At 69.6% G+C, this 16674-nt stretch carries 14 protein-coding genes; 11 read left to right on the top strand and 3 right to left on the bottom strand.

Annotated features, from left to right (window positions below; genetic code table 11):
- Nucleotides 1-329: 329 nt before the first annotated feature.
- The 8 genes from QZ749_RS08450 (at nucleotide 330) to QZ749_RS08415 (ending at nucleotide 8093) form a co-directional block, all read left to right on the top strand.
- Nucleotides 330-1436, top strand: coding sequence for an S-(hydroxymethyl)glutathione dehydrogenase/class III alcohol dehydrogenase (locus tag QZ749_RS08450; RefSeq protein WP_296945493.1), 1107 nt, complete (start codon nucleotides 330-332; stop codon nucleotides 1434-1436).
- Between the two features lie 57 nt (nucleotides 1437-1493).
- On the top strand, nucleotides 1494-2072 hold the full coding sequence (gfa, locus tag QZ749_RS08445) for an S-(hydroxymethyl)glutathione synthase (RefSeq protein WP_296945491.1): 579 nt from the start codon (nucleotides 1494-1496) through the stop codon (nucleotides 2070-2072).
- A gap of 41 nt (nucleotides 2073-2113) precedes the next feature.
- Nucleotides 2114-2458, top strand: a complete 345-nt coding sequence (locus QZ749_RS08440) for a hypothetical protein (protein ID WP_296945489.1) — start codon at nucleotides 2114-2116, stop codon at nucleotides 2456-2458.
- A gap of 225 nt (nucleotides 2459-2683) precedes the next feature.
- Nucleotides 2684-4498 carry a methanol/ethanol family PQQ-dependent dehydrogenase gene (locus QZ749_RS08435; protein ID WP_373896799.1) on the top strand — a complete coding sequence of 605 codons (1815 nt, stop codon included), beginning with the start codon at nucleotides 2684-2686 and terminating at the stop codon, nucleotides 4496-4498.
- A gap of 139 nt (nucleotides 4499-4637) precedes the next feature.
- Entirely contained in the window at nucleotides 4638-5027 is a 390-nt protein-coding gene (locus QZ749_RS08430) for a cytochrome c (RefSeq protein ID WP_373896800.1), read from the top strand.
- Complete coding sequence (locus QZ749_RS08425; protein WP_296945485.1) at nucleotides 5024-5965, top strand: quinoprotein dehydrogenase-associated putative ABC transporter substrate-binding protein; 942 nt, start codon at nucleotides 5024-5026, stop codon at nucleotides 5963-5965. Before QZ749_RS08430 ends, QZ749_RS08425 begins: the two co-directional genes overlap by 4 nt.
- On the top strand, nucleotides 5962-6831 hold the full coding sequence (locus QZ749_RS08420) for a hypothetical protein (protein ID WP_296945483.1): 870 nt from the start codon (nucleotides 5962-5964) through the stop codon (nucleotides 6829-6831). The genes QZ749_RS08425 and QZ749_RS08420 overlap by 4 nt, the downstream gene beginning before the upstream one ends.
- Before the next feature lie 50 nt (nucleotides 6832-6881).
- Complete coding sequence (locus QZ749_RS08415; protein WP_296945481.1) at nucleotides 6882-8093, top strand: ATP-grasp domain-containing protein; 1212 nt, start codon at nucleotides 6882-6884, stop codon at nucleotides 8091-8093.
- A 201-nt stretch (nucleotides 8094-8294) separates the two neighbouring features.
- Here QZ749_RS08415 and QZ749_RS08410 read toward each other — a convergent pair whose 3' ends face one another.
- The 3 genes from QZ749_RS08410 to QZ749_RS08400 form a co-directional block, all read right to left on the bottom strand.
- Complete coding sequence (locus QZ749_RS08410) at nucleotides 8295-9299, bottom strand: beta-propeller fold lactonase family protein (RefSeq protein WP_296945480.1); 1005 nt, start codon at nucleotides 9297-9299, stop codon at nucleotides 8295-8297.
- A gap of 206 nt (nucleotides 9300-9505) precedes the next feature.
- Entirely contained in the window at nucleotides 9506-11470 is a 1965-nt protein-coding gene (locus tag QZ749_RS08405) for a sigma-54-dependent Fis family transcriptional regulator (protein ID WP_296945478.1), read from the bottom strand.
- Nucleotides 11471-11822: 352 nt separating this feature from the next.
- Complete coding sequence (locus QZ749_RS08400; protein ID WP_296945476.1) at nucleotides 11823-12833, bottom strand: YeiH family protein; 1011 nt, start codon at nucleotides 12831-12833, stop codon at nucleotides 11823-11825.
- A 93-nt stretch (nucleotides 12834-12926) separates the two neighbouring features.
- Here QZ749_RS08400 and QZ749_RS08395 point away from each other — a divergent pair, with 93 nt between their 5' ends.
- The 3 genes from QZ749_RS08395 to QZ749_RS08385 all read left to right on the top strand — a co-directional run bounded on the left by QZ749_RS08395 (nucleotide 12927) and on the right by QZ749_RS08385 (nucleotide 16267).
- Complete coding sequence (locus QZ749_RS08395; protein WP_296945474.1) at nucleotides 12927-13805, top strand: LysR family transcriptional regulator; 879 nt, start codon at nucleotides 12927-12929, stop codon at nucleotides 13803-13805.
- 115 nt (nucleotides 13806-13920) lie between these two features.
- Complete coding sequence (locus QZ749_RS08390; protein ID WP_296945473.1) at nucleotides 13921-15351, top strand: aldehyde dehydrogenase family protein; 1431 nt, start codon at nucleotides 13921-13923, stop codon at nucleotides 15349-15351.
- Nucleotides 15335-16267, top strand: coding sequence for an AraC family transcriptional regulator (locus tag QZ749_RS08385; protein ID WP_296945472.1), 933 nt, complete (start codon nucleotides 15335-15337; stop codon nucleotides 16265-16267). The genes QZ749_RS08390 and QZ749_RS08385 overlap by 17 nt, the downstream gene beginning before the upstream one ends.
- Nucleotides 16268-16674 lie beyond the last annotated feature (407 nt).

Genomic DNA, 16674 nt, shown 5'->3' with positions numbered 1-16674 from the left:
CCGAACAGGACCGTGAAACGACTTTGCGCCGATGATAGTGCTGCAACCAGTGTGAAAGTAGGTTATCGTCAGGCTAGTTATTAAGCGAAAGCCCGCTCCAGTGATCTGGAGCGGGCTTTTTGCGTTTGGGCGTGCATAAAAGGGCCGGGTGCGCCTGGCGTACCCTTCCGCCCGCGTTGGAATGATGGCCAAGGTCGCATTCTGAACAATCGGCGGAACAGTTGTGCCGCATGTGTGACGCCTGCGGAGCAAACCCAGGCCATTCTTCGCTTCCCTCTCCCTGGCACGGCCCTTGCGATATCTCCGGAACCACCGACACCGGAGACACCATGAAGACAAGAGCCGCCATCGCCTGGAAGGCCGGAGCGCCGCTGACGATCGCCGACGTCGACCTCGAGGGGCCGCGCGCCGGCGAGGTATTGGTCGAGATCAAGGCGACCGGCATCTGCCATACCGATTACTACACCTTGTCCGGCGCCGACCCGGAAGGCCTCTTCCCCGCCATCCTCGGCCACGAAGGCGCCGGCATCGTGCGCGAGACGGGCCTTGGCGTCACCTCGGTCCGGCGCGACGACCACGTGATCCCGCTGTACACGCCCGAATGCCGCCAGTGCAAGTTCTGCCTGTCGCGCAAGACCAACCTGTGCCAGCAGATCCGCGCGACCCAGGGCCGCGGCCTGATGCCGGACGGGACCTCGCGCTTCTCCCTCGACGGCCAGCCCATCCACCACTACATGGGCACCTCCACCTTTTCCAACTACGTCGTGGTGCCGGAAATCGCCCTGGCGAAGATCCGCTCCGACGCCCCGTTCGACAAGGCCTGCTACATCGGTTGCGGCGTCACAACCGGCGTGGGCGCCGTGGTGTTTTCCGCCCGGGTCGAGCCGGGCGCCAACGTGGTCGTGTTCGGCCTGGGCGGGATCGGCCTGAACGTGATCCAGGGCGCGAGGATGGTCGGCGCTGACAGGATCATCGGCGTCGACATCAATCCCGGCCGCGTCGACATCGCCCGCCGGTTTGGCATGACCGACTTCGTCAACCCGAACGAGGTCGACGACCTGGTCGACCAGATCGTGCAGATGACCGACGGCGGCGCCGACTATGCCTTCGAGTGCATCGGCAACGTGCAGGTCATGCGCCAGGCGCTCGAGTGCTGCCACAAGGGCTGGGGCCAGTCCTTCATCATCGGCGTCGCGGCGGCGGGCCAGGAGATCTCGACCCGCCCGTTCCAGCTGGTGACGGGACGCCAGTGGAAGGGATCCGCCTTCGGCGGCGCGCGCGGCCGCACCGACGTGCCCCGGATCGTCGACTGGTACATGGACGGCAAGATCAACATCGACGACCTGATCACCCACACCCTGCCGCTCGAGCGCATCAACGATGGCTTCGCGTTGATGAAGAGCGGCGAATCGATCCGGTCGGTGGTCCTCTACTGACGCCGCCCGGCCACGCCAGCCAGTGCAGTCCGAACCAATCCACAGGGAGACGCGAACATGAGCGAGGCAGTCAAGATCCACCCGGCGGTCGATGCCGGCATTCCCCCGGCCCAGCCGGGTTTCGCGGGCGGAACGCTGTCCTGCCGCTGCGCCACCGACACGGTGACGGTGGACGTGGGCGCGCAGGTGGCGCACAACCACGTGTGCGGCTGCACCAAGTGCTGGAAGCCGGACGGTTCGCTGTTTTCCCAGGTGGCCGTGGTCGCGCGCGACAAGGTCACGGTGACGGCCAACGGCGACAAGCTCGCGGTCGTGGACCCGGACGCGACCATCCAGCGCCATGCCTGCACGGTGTGCGGCGTGCACCTGTACGGCCGCATCGAGAACAAGGACCACGCGTTCTACGGCCTCGACTTCGTGCACCCCGAACTGTCGCCGCAGCAGGGCTGGGCGCCGCCGACGTTCGCCGCCTTCGTGTCGTCGATCATCGAGTCGGGCGCGCGCCCCGAGCGCATGGGCGCGGTGCGGGCACGCCTGCAAGAGATGGGCCTGCCGCCCTACGACGTGCTGTCGCCGCCATTGATGGATGCCATTTCGACCCACATCGCCCGCCAGCGCGGGGTGCTCAAGGATTGAGCGCTGGCGTCAACCACCAAGGACGCAGGATGGAAACCGGAATGAACGCATCGCGCTGGCTGCTGGTGCTTCCCCTGGCCGCGGCACTGGCGGCCCATGCCGACGACTTCCCCACCAGTGGCAGGGTCGAGTACGTGCTGGAATGCATGCAGAAGCACGACGGCAAGTACGAGTTCCTCTACAAGTGCTCGTGCGTCATCGACCGGATCGCCAGGGCGCTGCCCTACGACGACTACGTGGCGATGTCGGTCGCGCTGCGCAACCAGTCGCTGGGCGGCGAGCGCGGCGGGCTGTTCCGCGATGCCGCGTCGGTGAAGGACATGGCCAGCAAGTACAAGGCCATCGAGACCGGGGCCAACAAGGCCTGCGCCGTGCCGCAGCGCTGAGCGTTCCACGCGTCGACGCCGGCGGCGGACGTTGCGCCGCCACCGATACAGGCGCAGCAGCACCTGTTACGGACTTGAACATGGCGTCCCGGCGCCGTTCGGCGACGCAGGGCGTGGCGCACCGGGCGGCCATTGGCACGCTCCATGCAACGACCGCCGGTGGCACCGTGGCGCGGCGCACCGCGGCGTGGCCGGGCCGGATAAAAACCACAAGGAGACTACACCATGGCATTTCAATCGAGACTCGCCTGTTGGGCAACATGCCTGCTGCTGGCGACGGCGACGGGTCAGTTGGCCCACGCGGCCGACTCGGACACCGCAAGGCTGAGCAGGGATCCGAAGAACTGGGCAATGCAGGCCGGCGACCTGAGCAACCGCCGCTACAGCGAACTCAAGCAGATCAACAGTAAGAACGCCAGGAACCTGGCGGTGGCCTGGTCCTTCTCGACCGGCGTGCTGCGCGGCCACGAGGGCGGGCCGCTGGTCATCGGCGACACGCTGTACATCCACAGCCCCTTCCCGAACAAGGTGTTCGCGCTGTCGCTGGAAGACCAGAGCATCCGCTGGAAGTACGAGCCGAAGCAGGACCCGACCGTGATCCCCGTGATGTGCTGCGATACCGTCAACCGCGGCCTGGCCTACGCCAACGGCAAGATCTTCCTGCAGCAGGCCGACACCACGCTGGTGGCGCTGGACGCGAGGACCGGCAACGAGGTCTGGAAGATCAAGGTCGGCGATCCGAAGATCGGCGAGACGACCACCAATACCCCGCATATCTTCAAGGACAAGGTGCTGACCGGCATCAGCGGCGGTGAGTTCGGCGTGCGTGGCCGCATCACGGCCCACGACATCGAGACCGGCAAGGTGCTCTGGAAAGCCTACAGCACCGGACCCGACCAGGAAATGCTGGTCGACCCGAACAAGACCATGACCTGGACCGACGGCAAGATGGCGCCGGTGGGCCCGGATTCCTCGCTCAAGACCTGGCAGGGCGACCAGTGGAAGCTCGGCGGCGGCACCACCTGGGGCTGGTACAGCTACGATCCGGAAACGAACCTGGTCTACTACGGCACCGGCAACCCGAGCACCTGGAACCCGCGCCAGCGCCCGGGCGACAACAAGTGGTCGATGACGATCTTCGCGCGCGACCTCGATACCGGCGTGGCGAAATGGGTCTACCAGATGACGCCGCACGACGAGTGGGACTATGACGGCGTCAACGAAATGATCCTGGCCGACATCAAGGTCAAGGGCAAGCCGCGCAAGGCGCTGGTGCACTTCGACCGCAACGGCTTCGCCTACACGATGGACCGCGTCAGCGGCGAGCTGCTGGTCGCCGAAAAATACGATCCGGTCGTGAACTGGGCCAGCCACGTCGACATGAAGAGCGGCCGCCCGCAGGTCGTGGCCAGGTACAGCACCGACAAGAACGGCCCGGACGTGAACACCAAGGGCGTGTGTCCGTCGGCCCTGGGCACCAAGGACCAGCAGCCGGCCAGCTACTCGCCGCGCACCGGCCTGTTCTACGTGCCGACCAACCACGTCTGCATGGACTACGAGCCGTTCCAGATCGAGTACACGGCCGGCCAGCCCTATGTCGGCTCGACCCTGTCGATGTACGCGGCGCCGAACAGCCATGGCGGCATGGGCAACTTCATCGCCTGGGATGCCGGCGCCGGCAAGATGGTCTGGACCAAGCCGGAACGCTTTTCGGTCTGGAGCGGGGCGCTGTCCACCGCCGGCGACGTGGTGTTCTACGGCACCCTCGAAGGCTACCTGAAGGCGGTCGACCTCGACGGCAAGGAACTGTGGAAGTTCAAGACCCCGTCGGGGATCATCGGCAACGTCACCACCTGGGAATACAAGGGCAAGCAGTACGTCGGCGTACTGTCGGGGATCGGCGGCTGGGCCGGCATCGGCCTGGCGGCGGGGCTGAGCAAGGGCACCGAGGGGCTGGGCGCGGTCGGCGGCTACAAGGACCTCGCCAAGTACACCGAGCTGGGCGGCGTGCTGACCGTGTTCGCGCTGCCGGACCGCTGACGTCCGGACACCGCGCCGGCGCTATCGAGGCGCCGCGGCGCGTCCGGCATGCCCGGCGGCGGCGCCGATCGCCGTCGCCGGCGGAACCCCGAGTGACCAAGGAAACGCCATGAAACCATTCGTCAACGCCGCGCGGGCCATGACGGCCTGCGCCATCGCCTGCTGCATACCGGGCTTCGCCCCCGCCCAGGCCCAGGCGGCCGACGCCGCCCCCTACCAGGTCAGCGACGGCAACAAGGTCGACGCCCACACCCTGAGCGGCTGGCGCACCTGGCGCGCCCTCGCGTGCGAGCGCTGCCACGGCGCCGCCCAGGAAGGCATGGTCGGCCCCTCGCTGGTGGCCAGCCTGAAAGTGCTCAGCAAGGACCAGTTCAAGGAAACCGTCCTGAAGGGACGGATCGACAAGGGCATGCCCAACTTCGACGGCAGCAAGATGGTGGTCGAGAACATCGACAACCTGTACGCCTACCTGAAAGGGCGCTCGGACGGGGCGATCCAGCCCGGGCGCCTGCAGGAGATCGGCAAATGAGCGCGCCTGCGCGCACGGGCGGCCTGCTGCGCTCGCTCGGCGGCCTGCTGCGCGGCGCCTGCGCCGGCGTCCTGCTGTTGCTGGCGCAGCAGGGCATGGCGCAGCAGGGCATGGCGCAACAGGACGAGGCGGCGGGACCGGGCCGGGACAAGGTACTGCGCGTCTGCCAGGATCCGAACAACCTGCCGTTCTCGAACCGCGCGCAGGCGGGCTTCGAGAACCGCATCGCCGCGCTGTTCGCCGAGGAACTCGGCTGGAAACTGGAAACCACCTGGTTCCCGCAACGCATCGGCTTCATCCGCAATACCCTGCGCGCCAGGGAAGCGGACACCGACCGTTTCAAGTGCGACCTCGTCACCGGCGTGCCGGCGGGATTCGACATGGCCGCCACCACCCATCCCTACTACCACTCCAGCTATGCGATGGTGTACGTGAAGGGCAGGGGCCTGGACGACGTGCGCGACCTGGACGACCTGGCCGCACTCGACCCCGCCCGGCGCCGCACGCTGCGGCTCGGCGTGTTCACGGCGTCGCCGGTCACCGACTGGCTGCTGCAGAACCGCTTGATGGAACAAGTCGCGTGGTACCAGATCCAGTCCGGCGATGCCGAGCAGTATCCGGGCGAAATCATCGAGCGCGACCTGGCCGGCGGCAAGATCGACGTGGCCTTCGTCTGGGGGCCGATCGCCGGCTATTTCGCGCGCCAGGTGCGCTCGGTGCCGATCGTCGCGGTGCCGCTGGCCTCGCGGCCGGGCCTGAAGCTCGATTTCGAGATCGCGATGGCGGTGCGCCACCCTGACAAGGCATTCCGGCAGCGCATCGACCAGCTGATCGCGGCGAACCAGGACAGGATCGACGCCATCCTCGCGCAGTACGGCGTGCCGCTGCTCGACGCCAGGGGAGCGACACCGCGCCAGCCGCCGGCGAGGGCGCCATGATGGGCCTGCCGCTGCCGCTGCCGCTGCCGCTGCCGCTGCCGCGAACGGCCGTGCCGTGGCGCCGGCGCCGGACGTCGTGCGCGGCGATATGGCATGCCGGCTGCGCGTTCGCATTCGTATTCGCGTTCGCCTGCGTCCTGCCGGGGCCGGCCCGCGCGCAGGCGCCATCCACGGCGCTGTCGCAGGCGGAAACCCTGTTGTTCGAGACCGACCACCTGGCGCGCGTCCAGCCGCCCGCCGTGCTCGTGTACGCCTTCCGCAAGGCGAGCAACGTCGAGCCGGGCTTCAGCGACGAAGTGCGGCTCGACGTCAGCCGCGCCGAGGGCAAGGGGACGGTCGGCGCCACCCTGCATTTCCTGTCCGGCGCGCACCGGCACGCCATCCCGGCGCTCGACGAGGCGCATGGCAACCCGGTGCTGCTCGGCTTCCTCGAACGCGACATCGCCGAGATGCAGCGCCTGACCGGCGGCTCTGCCGCCTATTTCCGCAAGCGCATCAGGATGGCGCTGGCCGGGGCGGCGCAGGTGAGCGCGCAGGCCGTCGACTACCAGGGCAAGGCCGTGGCGGCGCAGGCGATCCGTATCCGGCCCTACCTGGACGACCCGCTGCGCGCGCGCTTCGCGCCGTACGTGCACAAGACGTATACCTTCATCGTCAGCGCAGCGGTGCCGGGCGGCGTCTACCAGGTGGGCAGCACGCTGGCGAACCAGGACGATGCCAGGATGGCCGGCGCGGCTGCGCCGGGGAAGGCGGCCGCGCCGCCGGCCGCAGCGCCGGGCATGGCCAGGACCGCCGCGCGCGCCCCGGCCGCGCCCGAGATCGACGAGACACTCACGCTGGTTCGCGTCGCGCATCCGGGCCGCTGACACGGCCGGTGCGCGGGCACGCGGACGCGACAAACTGCCGGAGGCGAGCGATGGCGCGCTTGAAAGTGTTCGTGTTCGATCATGACGCGGCCGGCGCGAAGCCGGCCAGGCCGCGGCCGCGATCGCTGCAGCGCCAGGGCGACATGCTGCTGCGCGCGCTGCTGGCCGACCTGGGGGCGCTGGCCGGCGTCGAGGTCGTGACGGCGGCCAGCCTGGATGTGGCTGGACCGCGTGCCGGTGCCTGCGGCATTGCATGTGGCCCTGCCTGCGCTGCGGCCTGCGGTGGTGCCCGTCATGCAGCCTGCGATGCAGCCGGCGTTGCGAAATACGGTGCCGAATACGGTACTGCACGCATGGCTGGCCACGGCGGCCCGGACGGCGTCGTCGCCGATGGCCAGCCTGCCGGCACGGACGTGGACGAGGGAAGCGGCTGCGCCTTGCGCCAGCAGGTGGCGCCGGCGACCGCGCCCGGCACGCGGCGCTTCGGCGTCCGTTTCGCCGCCGGCCTGCAGGCGGCCGATGCGGTGTGGCCGCTGGCGGGCGAATCGGATGGCGTGCTCGCCTGCCTGTCGCGTGCCATCCTGCACGGCGGACGCACGCTGCTGGGCAGCGCGCCCGGCGCCGTCGAGGTGGCGGCGAGCAAGCTGCGGCTGGCCCGCGTGCTGGCCGACGGCGGCGTGGCGGCGGTGGCCACCTACAGTCCGCACGCCGCCCTGCCCGAAGACGGCGGCCCGTGGGTCGTCAAGCCCGACGACGGCGCCGGCTGCCTGGACACACGCCTGTTCGGCGACCGCGCCGCGGCGCTGGCCTGGATCCGCGCCAGCGCGGCCGAAGGCTATGTGCTGCAGCCCTTCGTCGCCGGCAAGCTGGGCAGCCTGTCGCTGATCTGCTGCGATGGCGTGGCCCAGGTGCTGGCCTGCAACCGGGAACGCGTGGCGATGCGCGACAACCGCTTCCATTTCATGGGCAGCATCGTCAACGGCCTGGCCGACGACGACGGCACGCTGGCGCGCCTGGCCCAGCAGGTGGCGGCGGCCATCCCGAGCCTGTGGGGCTATGTCGGCGTCGATTTCGTGCTCACCGCGCGGGGCGCCGTGGTGCTCGACGTGAACCCGCGCCTGACCGCCGCCTACGCCGGCCTGCATGCGTCGATCGGCCGCAATCCCGCCGGGTTGGTGCTCGCGCTGCTGGACGGGCCGGCGGTGCTGCCGGCGGTCGTGGGCGTGCGGCGCGCCGTCAGCGTGGACGTCGGGATGGCGTGACGAGGGCCATCCGAGGGCGCGGACCGGAACGGGACCTCCGGCATTCCGGCATGCCCTGGCGCCGGCACGTCGTCCCGGCGCCGGCCGGTGTCCAATGTGCAGGCGTTACCGCGGCCCAGGCAAGAGGGGGCCGCGGCCAACGCGGCCGGCGCGGTCCGGAGCGACCGTCCTGCCGCGGGCGAGACCGTTCGGTAACGCGACTCAGCGGATCGCCACGCCCCAGGGCAGCTTGCCGACCGCGACGTCGCGCAGCTTGAGGCGGCGCGCCGTGTCGATCACCGAGACGCTGTTCGAGCGCCCGTTGGCGACGTAGAGCTTGGCGCCGTCCGGCGTCAGCGCCATGTTCCACGGCCGCTGGCCGACGGGGATCGTGGCCACCACCTGGTTGCTGGCGGTATCGATCACCGAGACGCTGGCGGCGCCGCCGTTCGAGACATAGACTTCGCGGCCGCCCGGATGCACGGCGATGCCGTTGGCGCGCAGGCCGGCCGGGATGCGGGCGACGACGGCACGCTTCACGGTGTCGATGACGAACACTTCGTTCGCGTTCTCGGCGGCGACGTAGGCGCGGCTGCCGTCGGGCAGGAAGCCGATGCCGCGCGGGCGCGCACCGACGGCCACCTGGGCCACCTGCCTGCGCGCGGGGAAGTCGACGATGTCGACCGCTTCGCCGTCTTCGGCGCTGACGAGCAGCAGGCGCCCGTCCGGGCTGAACACGGCGTGTTCCGGATTCCTGCCGCGCACCTTGATGGAAAAGGCCAGGGCGTCGCCGCGCGTGTCGGTCACCGCGATCTCGTTCTTGCCCTCGACGGCCGCCACGACCCAGCGGCCGTCCGGCGACATCGACACGCCTTCCGGCGACTCTCCCAGCGCGACGGCCGTGTCCAGCCTGCGCCTGTCGACATCGATTACCTGCAGGCTGTCATGCGGCTGGTCGCTGACGTACAGCCGGCGCCGGTCCGGGCTGACCGCGAGGCCGCGCGGCTTGGCACCGCCGGGCAGCTCGGCGACCACCTGGTCGGTGGCCGTGTCGATGACGGAGATCGTGCCGCTGCCTTCGTTCGGAACGTAGGCGAGGGCGGGGCCCGGCGGCCTGGCGGGCGCTTGCGCCCCCGCCTGCAGCGGCAGCGCGGCCGCGAGCAGCAGGGTGGCGAGCGCCGCCAGGCGGCGCGGGAGGCGAAGGGGACGGTTGCGTGCGGTGCTCATCGGGTCTCCAGGGACGGGGGAAACGGGGATGCATGCGTGCCGCCAGCCGGCATGTGCCGGCGACGGCGCGCAGGTGCAGCGGCGCGCAGGTGCGACGGCGCCGGGCGGGCCGGCCGTGCGGGCGACCCTTGCGCGGGTGAGTGAGTGCAAATGCGCGAGTGCGAACGCGCGAGTGCATGCATGGCGGCGCCCGGCGCATCCGGCTTTCAGTGGAGCGCCGGCTTGTTCGCGGGGTCGATGTTCAGGCGCTGCAGCTTGCGGTACAGGGTGTTGCGGGCGATGCCCAGTGCGCGTGCCACGCTGCTCAGGTTCCAGTCGCGTCGTGCGAGTTCCTGGAGCAGGGCGGTCCGTTCCGCGCTCTCGAGCGGATTGAGTGTCGGCCCGGCCGCGTCCTCGCCGCCGGGCGCGTCGGCCGGCGCGGCAGCCTCGGGGACCGGCGCGGTCAGCGCCGGCGCGGCCAGCAGGTCGACGCGGTAGCCGGCCGGCAGGTCGTCCACCGTCAGGCGGTCGGTCTCGCGCAGGGCGATCATGGTGCGCAGCAGCTGGCGCAGCTGGCGCACGTTACCCGGCCAGCGCTGGCGCTCGAGCAGGGCCAGCAGGCGCTCGTCGAGTTCCACCGGGGCGTCCTCGTCGCTTTCCTCGGCGGCCACGTGGCAGATCAGCGCGCGCCGGTCGGCGCGCTCGCGCAGCGGCGGCAGCGCGATCGTCACGCCTTGCAGGCGGTAGTACAGGTCTTCGCGGAATTCGCCCAGGGCGATCTTTTTTGGCAGGTCGCAGTGGGTGGCGCTGATCAGGTGGATGTCGAGCTTGACGGGCGTGTCGCCGCCGAGCGGCACCACTTCGCGTTCCTCCAGCACGCGCAGCAGGCGCGCCTGCAGGGCGAACGGCATGTCGCCGATCTCGTCGAGGAACAGCGTGCCGCCGTGCGCCTGCAGCAGCTTGCCGCGCTGCCCGTCCTTGCTGGCGCCGGTGAACGCGCCGGAGCGGTAGCCGAACAGTTCGCTCTCGATCAGCGCTTCCGGGATCGACGCGCAGTTGATCGCCACGAAGGGCCGCGCCGCGCGGCTGCTCGACTGGTGCGCCGCGCGCGCGAACAGTTCCTTGCCCGTGCCGGTCTCGCCCTGCAGCAGGATGGCGACGTTGCGCTCGAGGACGCGCTTGGCCGTCCCGACGGCGGCGGCCATGGCGGGGTCGCCGAACTGCAGCGCGTCGAGCGCGGTGCCGGCGCCGCGTCCGCCCGCCGCGGCACCGGCCGGCGCCGCGCCGCGCGGCAGGGACCGCCCGGCGCCGCCCGCGACCGGCTGGTACATGAGGGCGAAGAAGCGTGCGCCGCTGCGGCTCTCGAAGACCGGCACCGGGTGGAAGGCCTTGCGCACGCTGGAATCGACCAGGCCGCAGAACGTGACGTTGAACAGCTCCCCGATGTCGCGCCCGACGACGTCGCCGGGTTCGCGCAGGCCGAGCTGGAACAGCGCGCAGCGCGTCGCGGCCAGCACCTTGCCGGTCACGCTGAGGGCGATCGCGCCCTCGCTCAGCGTGCCGACGAATTCCGGGCGGTTGTGGAAGCGCATGATGTAGTCGTGCCGGAACCGCTGCAGGAACACGCGGTTCTCGATCATCTGCACCGACATGCTGACCAGGGCCAGCGTGTGCTGCTGGGCCAGGCGCGATTCGCCGGACGCGTCGAGCACGCCGACGAGTTCGCCCTCGTGGTCGAAGATGGGCGCCGCCGCGCAGGACAGGCCGATGTTGCGCGACAAATAGTGTTCGTCCTGGTGCACGGTGAGCGGCCGGCGCTCGAACAGGCAGGTGCCCATGCCGTTGGTGCCCTGCACGCGTTCGCTCCACAGGGCGCCGGGCATCAGGCCCGTCCTGGAGGCGGCGTGGGTGAAGGCGGGGTCGCCGAAGTAATTCAGCAGGACGCCGTCGCGGTCGGTGAGGATGATGGCGTAGCCGGAACCGGCCAGCTGCTGGTACAGGTTGGCCATCTCGACCTTGGCGACGGCCTGCAGGTCGGCCAGGCGCTCCTGGCGTTCCTTCAGTTCGGACGACGGCACGACTTCGGGCTCGGCGCAGGCGCCGGGGTGGAGCTTGTAGTCGTTGAGACAGCGGATCCACGATCGCGTGATCCGGTTGGGGGCGCCGGGCAGGTCCGGTTCGACATGCGGCATCCGGGCGGAACCCGCTGCCTGGCTTGACTCGAGCCGCCCAAGGACGACCGAGTGAACACGGCGCACGTGTTCCGCGGCAATCTCCAGCATGCTGTCTCCTGCGTCCTCGTGCGGCGGTCGCGTACGCCGCCGTCGTCGTCGTGGACTGTTATGTCGGTTGGGTGATGGAGGCTGCCGCCCCCACGCCTGTGCCTTGTCTGTCGACCATACTACTACGTTCGATCCGGAATATTGCAGCTATTTTGAACGAGTTGTTAGCGTTACCGCCGTTCGACTTGTGGTACTCGAGACAAGCATCACATGCTGCCGCCACGGCGGGAACCGTTTGGAAAATGGATGGTCGCGCCGGGTGTCAGTGGATCGCCAGCACCGTGATCAGTCCCCAGCTGATCAGGCCCAGGCCGACCAGCGACACGACCACGACGGCGCTGACCCGGCCACCGGCGCGCAGCACGGCGCGCGCATCGACGCCCAGGCCCAGGGCGGCCATCGACATGCTGGTCAACCAGCCCGCGCCGACGTGCGCCGGCGCCAGCAGCGCATGCGGCACCAGGTCGAAGGAACGCAGCGTCATCAGGACCAGGAAGCCGACGATGAACCACGGCACCAGGTGCGACAGCGGCAAGGCGCGGCGTTCGCCCTGGCCGCCGCGGCCGAGCAGCGACAGGACCAGCACGACCGGGCCGAGCATCAGCACGCGCACCAGCTTGACGAGCGTGCCGATGTGCAGGCTGGCCTGCGACACGGGCGCCGCCGCGGCGAGCACCTGCGGCACGGCATAGACCGTCATCCCGGCAAACACGCCGTATTGCAGCGGACTCAGGCCGAACGCACGGTCGAGCAGCGGCAGCAGCAGCACGACGGCCACGCCCAGCACGGCGGTGAAGGCGATCGCGGAGGCGACGTCCTTGCCGTCGGCATCGATGACCGGGGCGACGGCCGCGATCGCCGAGTTACCGCAGATAGAATTACCACAAGCAATCAGCACGGCCATGTGATGGGGCAGGCGCAGCAGCTTGCCGACGCCGTAGCTGAACGCGATCGCCAGCACGACGCACAGGGCGATGCCGCCCAGCAGCGGCAAGCCGTGCTCCAGGATGGCGCCGGCGCTGACCGACGCGCCCAGCAGCAGGACGGCCACTTCGAGCAGGATCTTGCCGGAAAAGCGGATGCCGGGCTCGCAGCGCGCCGGCACGGTGGAGAACGTGCGAACCAGGCTGCCCAGCAGGATGGCCAGCACGAGGCTTTCGAGCCAGGCGCGGCCGAAGATGCCGATCTCGGCCAGTTCCAGCAGCCAGGCGGCGAAGGTGACGGCCGCGCTCATGGCGATGCCGGGAATCAGTGGGGTAATGTTCTTGTTCATGGTGGACTCCTGGTTGGAGCCGCCAGTATCGCGGCGCCGGGATCGTTCGGTCCATCTTGAAATTTTTAACGAATCGTTTGATAAAATCGAACAATGACACTCGAACAGCTTCGCATCTTCGTGGCCGTGGCCGAACGCCAGCACCTGACCCGGGCCGCCGACGCGCTGGCCCTGACCCCGTCCGCCGTCAGCGCATCGATCCGCGCGCTCGAGGACCGCTACGGCACGCCGCTGTTCGACCGGATCGGGCGCCGCATCGAAGTCAATGGCGCCGGCCGCGTCTTCCTCGACGAGGCGCGCGCGACGCTGGCGCGCGCCGCCAGCGCCGAGCGCACGTTGGCCGAACTGGCTGGCCTGCAGCGCGGCACGCTGGCGCTGCAGGCCAGCCAGACGATCGCCAGCTACTGGCTGCCGCCGCTGCTGGTGCGCTTTCGCGCCGCCTACCCCCGGATCGACGTCGGCGTCGAAGTCGGCAACACGCAGACGGTGGCGGCGGCCGTGCACCAGGGCGCGGCGGACCTCGGCCTGATCGAGGGAACGGTCGTCGACGAGGCGCTGGCGATCGAGGAGGTCGGCCAGGACAGCATGGCGGTGGTCGTCGCGCCCGCGCATCCGTGGGCACGCCGGCGCCGGCTGTCCGTGGCCGAGCTGCAGGCCGCGGAATGGATCATGCGCGAATCCGGCTCCGGCACCCGCTCGGTGTTCGAGGCGGCACTGGCCCGGCACGGCGTCGACGTGGCGGCGCTGCAGGTCGCGCTGACGCTGCCGTCGAACGAGGCGGTGCGGGCGGCGGTGATGACCGGACGCTACGCCGCCGGCTTGTCGGAGCTGGTCGCCGCGCCCTACATCGCCGCGGGATTGCTGGCGACGGCGCCGCTGGCGCTGCCGCCGCGCGGCTTCTTCCTGCTGCGCCACCGCGAGCGCTACCGCAGCAAGGCGGCGCAGGCGTTCGCGCAACTGCTGCGCGCCTAGCATTGCCCATTGCCGCCGCGATCGACAGGATCGGGCAATCCTTCGTCAGGATCCGGCTACCGCCCGCATGCCCTGCGCGCCTACCATGGCATCCATCTTCAGCAGGGAGTCCATCATGAACATCATCGATACCATTTATATCGACGGCGCCTTCGTCGCGCCGCACGGGCAGGAGCGCATGGTGCTGCTCGATCCGGCCACGGAGCGGGAAGCGACGACCGTCGTGCTGGCCGACGCGGTCGACGCGCAGCGCGCGATCGCCGCGGCCAGGCGGGCGTTCGCGCTCACGTCGCGCGCCGGCCGCGAGCAGCGCATGGCCTGGCTGCAGCGCCTGCACGAGGAAGTGGCCGCGGCGGAGCCGGAGATCGTCGAGGCGATGGTGGCCGAGTACGGCGGCACCATGGCGATGGCGGTCGGCACCGCGCGCCGCGCCGCGGCGTCGTTCGCGTCGGCCCGCACGATCCTGGCCGACTATCCGTTCGAGCGCCGCGCCGGCGCGGCGCGCGTGACCATGCTGCCGCACGGCGTCGTGGGCATGATCACGCCGTGGAACGCGAATGCCGGCTTCATCGCCAGCAAGCTGGCCATGGCCATCGCCGCCGGCAGCAGCGCCGTGATCAAGCCGAGCGAGATGAGCGCGCGCCAGACCGAGGTCATGACCCGCGCGCTGCACCGCGCCGGCCTGCCGCCGGGCGTGTTCAACATCGTCACCGGCCGCGGCGACACCGTCGGCGCCGAGATCGTGCGCCATCCGGACGTCGCCAAGATCTCGTTCACCGGCTCGACCGCGGTCGGCAAGTCCATCGCGCGCGGCGCCGTCGATACCATGAAGCGCGTGACGCTGGAGCTGGGCGGCAAGTCGCCGACCATCCTGCTCGACGACGCCGACTTCGCCAGGGCGATGCCGTTCGCCGCCATGGCCGCCGTGATGAACAGCGGCCAGGCCTGCATCGCCGGCACCCGCCTGCTGGTCCCGGCCAGCCGCGCGCAGGAGGCGCAGGAACTGGTGGTGCAGGCGTTCTGCGCGCTGCGGGTCGGCGCCACGCACGATCCGCAGGTGGACGTGGGGCCGATGGTCTCGCGCACGCAGTGGGAACGCGTGCAGGCATACATCCGCAAGGGGATCGAGGAAGGCGCCACCCTGCTCGCGGGCGGGCCGGGGCGGCCGCACGGCCTGGAACGCGGCTGGTTCGTGCGCCCGACCGTGTTCGGCGACGTGCGCAACGACATGACCATCGCGCGCGAGGAGATCTTCGGCCCGGTGCTGTCCATCATCGCCTACCGCGACGACGCCGAGGCGATCGCAATCGCCAACGACACGCCCTACGGCCTGCAAGCCTATGTGTTCGGCGGCGACCTGGCGCGCGCCAACCGCGTGGCCGCGGAGATCGTCGCCGGACGCGTGTTCGTCAATGGGCTGTATGATGCGCCGGAAGCGCCGTTCGGCGGCTTCAAGCAATCGGGCCTGGGCCGCGAGTTCGGCGTGTTCGGCCTCGAGGAATACCTGGAACCCAAGGCGACCATGGGCCATGACAATCCGCTCTGATCCTCCCGCGGCGCTGGAGCGGCTGCGCGCCCTGGTCGCGCAGCGGCTGCAGGCGCATCCCGGCGATGCGCTCGACCTGGAGACCGGCCTGCCCTGGCTGTGGCTGATCCGCCGCTGCGGGCCGACGCCGGTCGGGCGCGGCATCCTGACGCCGTCCGCCTGCCTGCTGGTGCAGGGGGCGAAGGAGATGCTGGTCGGCAGCCAGGTGCTGCGCTACGGACCGGGCGCCTATGTGCAGGCAGGTGTCGCGATGCCGGTGTCGGGACAGGTCACGCAGGCCAGCGCGGCGGCGCCGTACTTCGGCATCCGCATCGACATCGATCCGAAGGAGGTGGCGGCGTTCGTGCTCGAGATGCAGCTGGCGCTGCCGGCGCAGCAGCCCGATCCGCCGGCGGTCACGGTGGAGCATGCGGACGACGCACTGCTCGAGACCTTCGCGCGCCTGCTGCAACTGCTCGACCATCCGCGCGACCTGCCGGTGCTGGGGCGCCTGCTCAAGCAGGAACTGATCTACCGCCTGGTGACGGCGCCGGGCGGGGCGACGCTGGCGCGCGGCGTCGCGGGTGGCCAGCGCGAACGCGCGGTCGGGGAGGCCATCAACTGGATCCGCCAGCACTACAACGAACCCCTGCGCATCGACGCGCTGGCGCGCGCCGTCCACATGAGCCCATCGGTGCTGCACCGCCGCTTCAAGGCGGCGACGGTGATGAGTCCCCTGCAATACCAGAAGCAGGTGCGCTTGCTGGAAGCGCGCAAGCGCCTGATGAGCGGGGACGTGGAAGCCGCCAGCGTCGCCTACGAGGTCGGCTACGAGAGCCCGTCGCAATTCAGCCGCGAGTACCGTCGCCTGTTCGGCACGTCGCCGCTGCGCGATGCGGAGCAATTGCGGCGCCAGCCGGGGCCGTCGCAGCCTTGAGGCGCGCCGGATTTTCCTTGCGGCGGTCCTTGCGTCCTTCCTGGCCGTTTGCTATAGTCTCGCTCCTCCGACGCAGACGCAGCTTCACGGCAGCGACAGCGGAAGAAAAGAAGAGTTGACGAGTTAAACGAAACACTGGATAATCTCGCTTCTCTGCTGCTGACGAACAGAACGATTCGCGAAACGCAGCAAGGTAACACAAGATTCGAGCTCTTTAACAAATAACAGTCGATAAGTGTGGGCGTTTGATGAAGGTGCCAGCAGTCACTTCGGTGGCTGCTGAATGCTTAAATTATCAAATGTTCACAAAAAATACGAACTTCTTCGAAAGAAGAAATCGTCAGTATTTTGAGTGAGCGACATGACACTAACGTGTCAAAACAGAGATTAAACTGAAGAGTTTGATC

Origin of the sequence: uncultured Massilia sp., assembly GCF_913773735.1 — a bacterium.
Classification (GTDB): Bacteria; Pseudomonadota; Gammaproteobacteria; order Burkholderiales; family Burkholderiaceae_D; genus Telluria.
The sequence above is the reverse complement of the archived record's forward strand: the minus strand, read 5'-3'. Positions and strand labels throughout refer to the sequence as shown.

What these genes read in the sequence shown, in the direction of transcription:
- QZ749_RS08450 (WP_296945493.1), top strand. Translation starts at nt 330, where the DNA reads ATGAAGACAAGAGCCGCCATCGCCTGGAAGGCCGGAGCGCCGCTGACG.
- QZ749_RS08395 (WP_296945474.1), top strand. Translation starts at nt 12,927, where the DNA reads ATGACACTCGAACAGCTTCGCATCTTCGTGGCCGTGGCCGAACGCCAG.
- QZ749_RS08405 (WP_296945478.1), bottom strand. Translation starts at nt 11,470, where the DNA reads ATGCCGCATGTCGAACCGGACCTGCCCGGCGCCCCCAACCGGATCACG.
- QZ749_RS08410 (WP_296945480.1), bottom strand. Translation starts at nt 9,299, where the DNA reads ATGAGCACCGCACGCAACCGTCCCCTTCGCCTCCCGCGCCGCCTGGCG.
- QZ749_RS08390 (WP_296945473.1), top strand. Translation starts at nt 13,921, where the DNA reads ATGAACATCATCGATACCATTTATATCGACGGCGCCTTCGTCGCGCCG.
- QZ749_RS08430 (WP_373896800.1), top strand. Translation starts at nt 4,638, where the DNA reads ATGACGGCCTGCGCCATCGCCTGCTGCATACCGGGCTTCGCCCCCGCC.
- QZ749_RS08420 (WP_296945483.1), top strand. Translation starts at nt 5,962, where the DNA reads ATGATGGGCCTGCCGCTGCCGCTGCCGCTGCCGCTGCCGCTGCCGCGA.
- QZ749_RS08385 (WP_296945472.1), top strand. Translation starts at nt 15,335, where the DNA reads ATGACAATCCGCTCTGATCCTCCCGCGGCGCTGGAGCGGCTGCGCGCC.
- QZ749_RS08415 (WP_296945481.1), top strand. Translation starts at nt 6,882, where the DNA reads ATGGCGCGCTTGAAAGTGTTCGTGTTCGATCATGACGCGGCCGGCGCG.
- QZ749_RS08400 (WP_296945476.1), bottom strand. Translation starts at nt 12,833, where the DNA reads ATGAACAAGAACATTACCCCACTGATTCCCGGCATCGCCATGAGCGCG.
- gfa (WP_296945491.1), top strand. Translation starts at nt 1,494, where the DNA reads ATGAGCGAGGCAGTCAAGATCCACCCGGCGGTCGATGCCGGCATTCCC.
- QZ749_RS08425 (WP_296945485.1), top strand. Translation starts at nt 5,024, where the DNA reads ATGAGCGCGCCTGCGCGCACGGGCGGCCTGCTGCGCTCGCTCGGCGGC.
- QZ749_RS08435 (WP_373896799.1), top strand. Translation starts at nt 2,684, where the DNA reads ATGGCATTTCAATCGAGACTCGCCTGTTGGGCAACATGCCTGCTGCTG.
- QZ749_RS08440 (WP_296945489.1), top strand. Translation starts at nt 2,114, where the DNA reads ATGAACGCATCGCGCTGGCTGCTGGTGCTTCCCCTGGCCGCGGCACTG.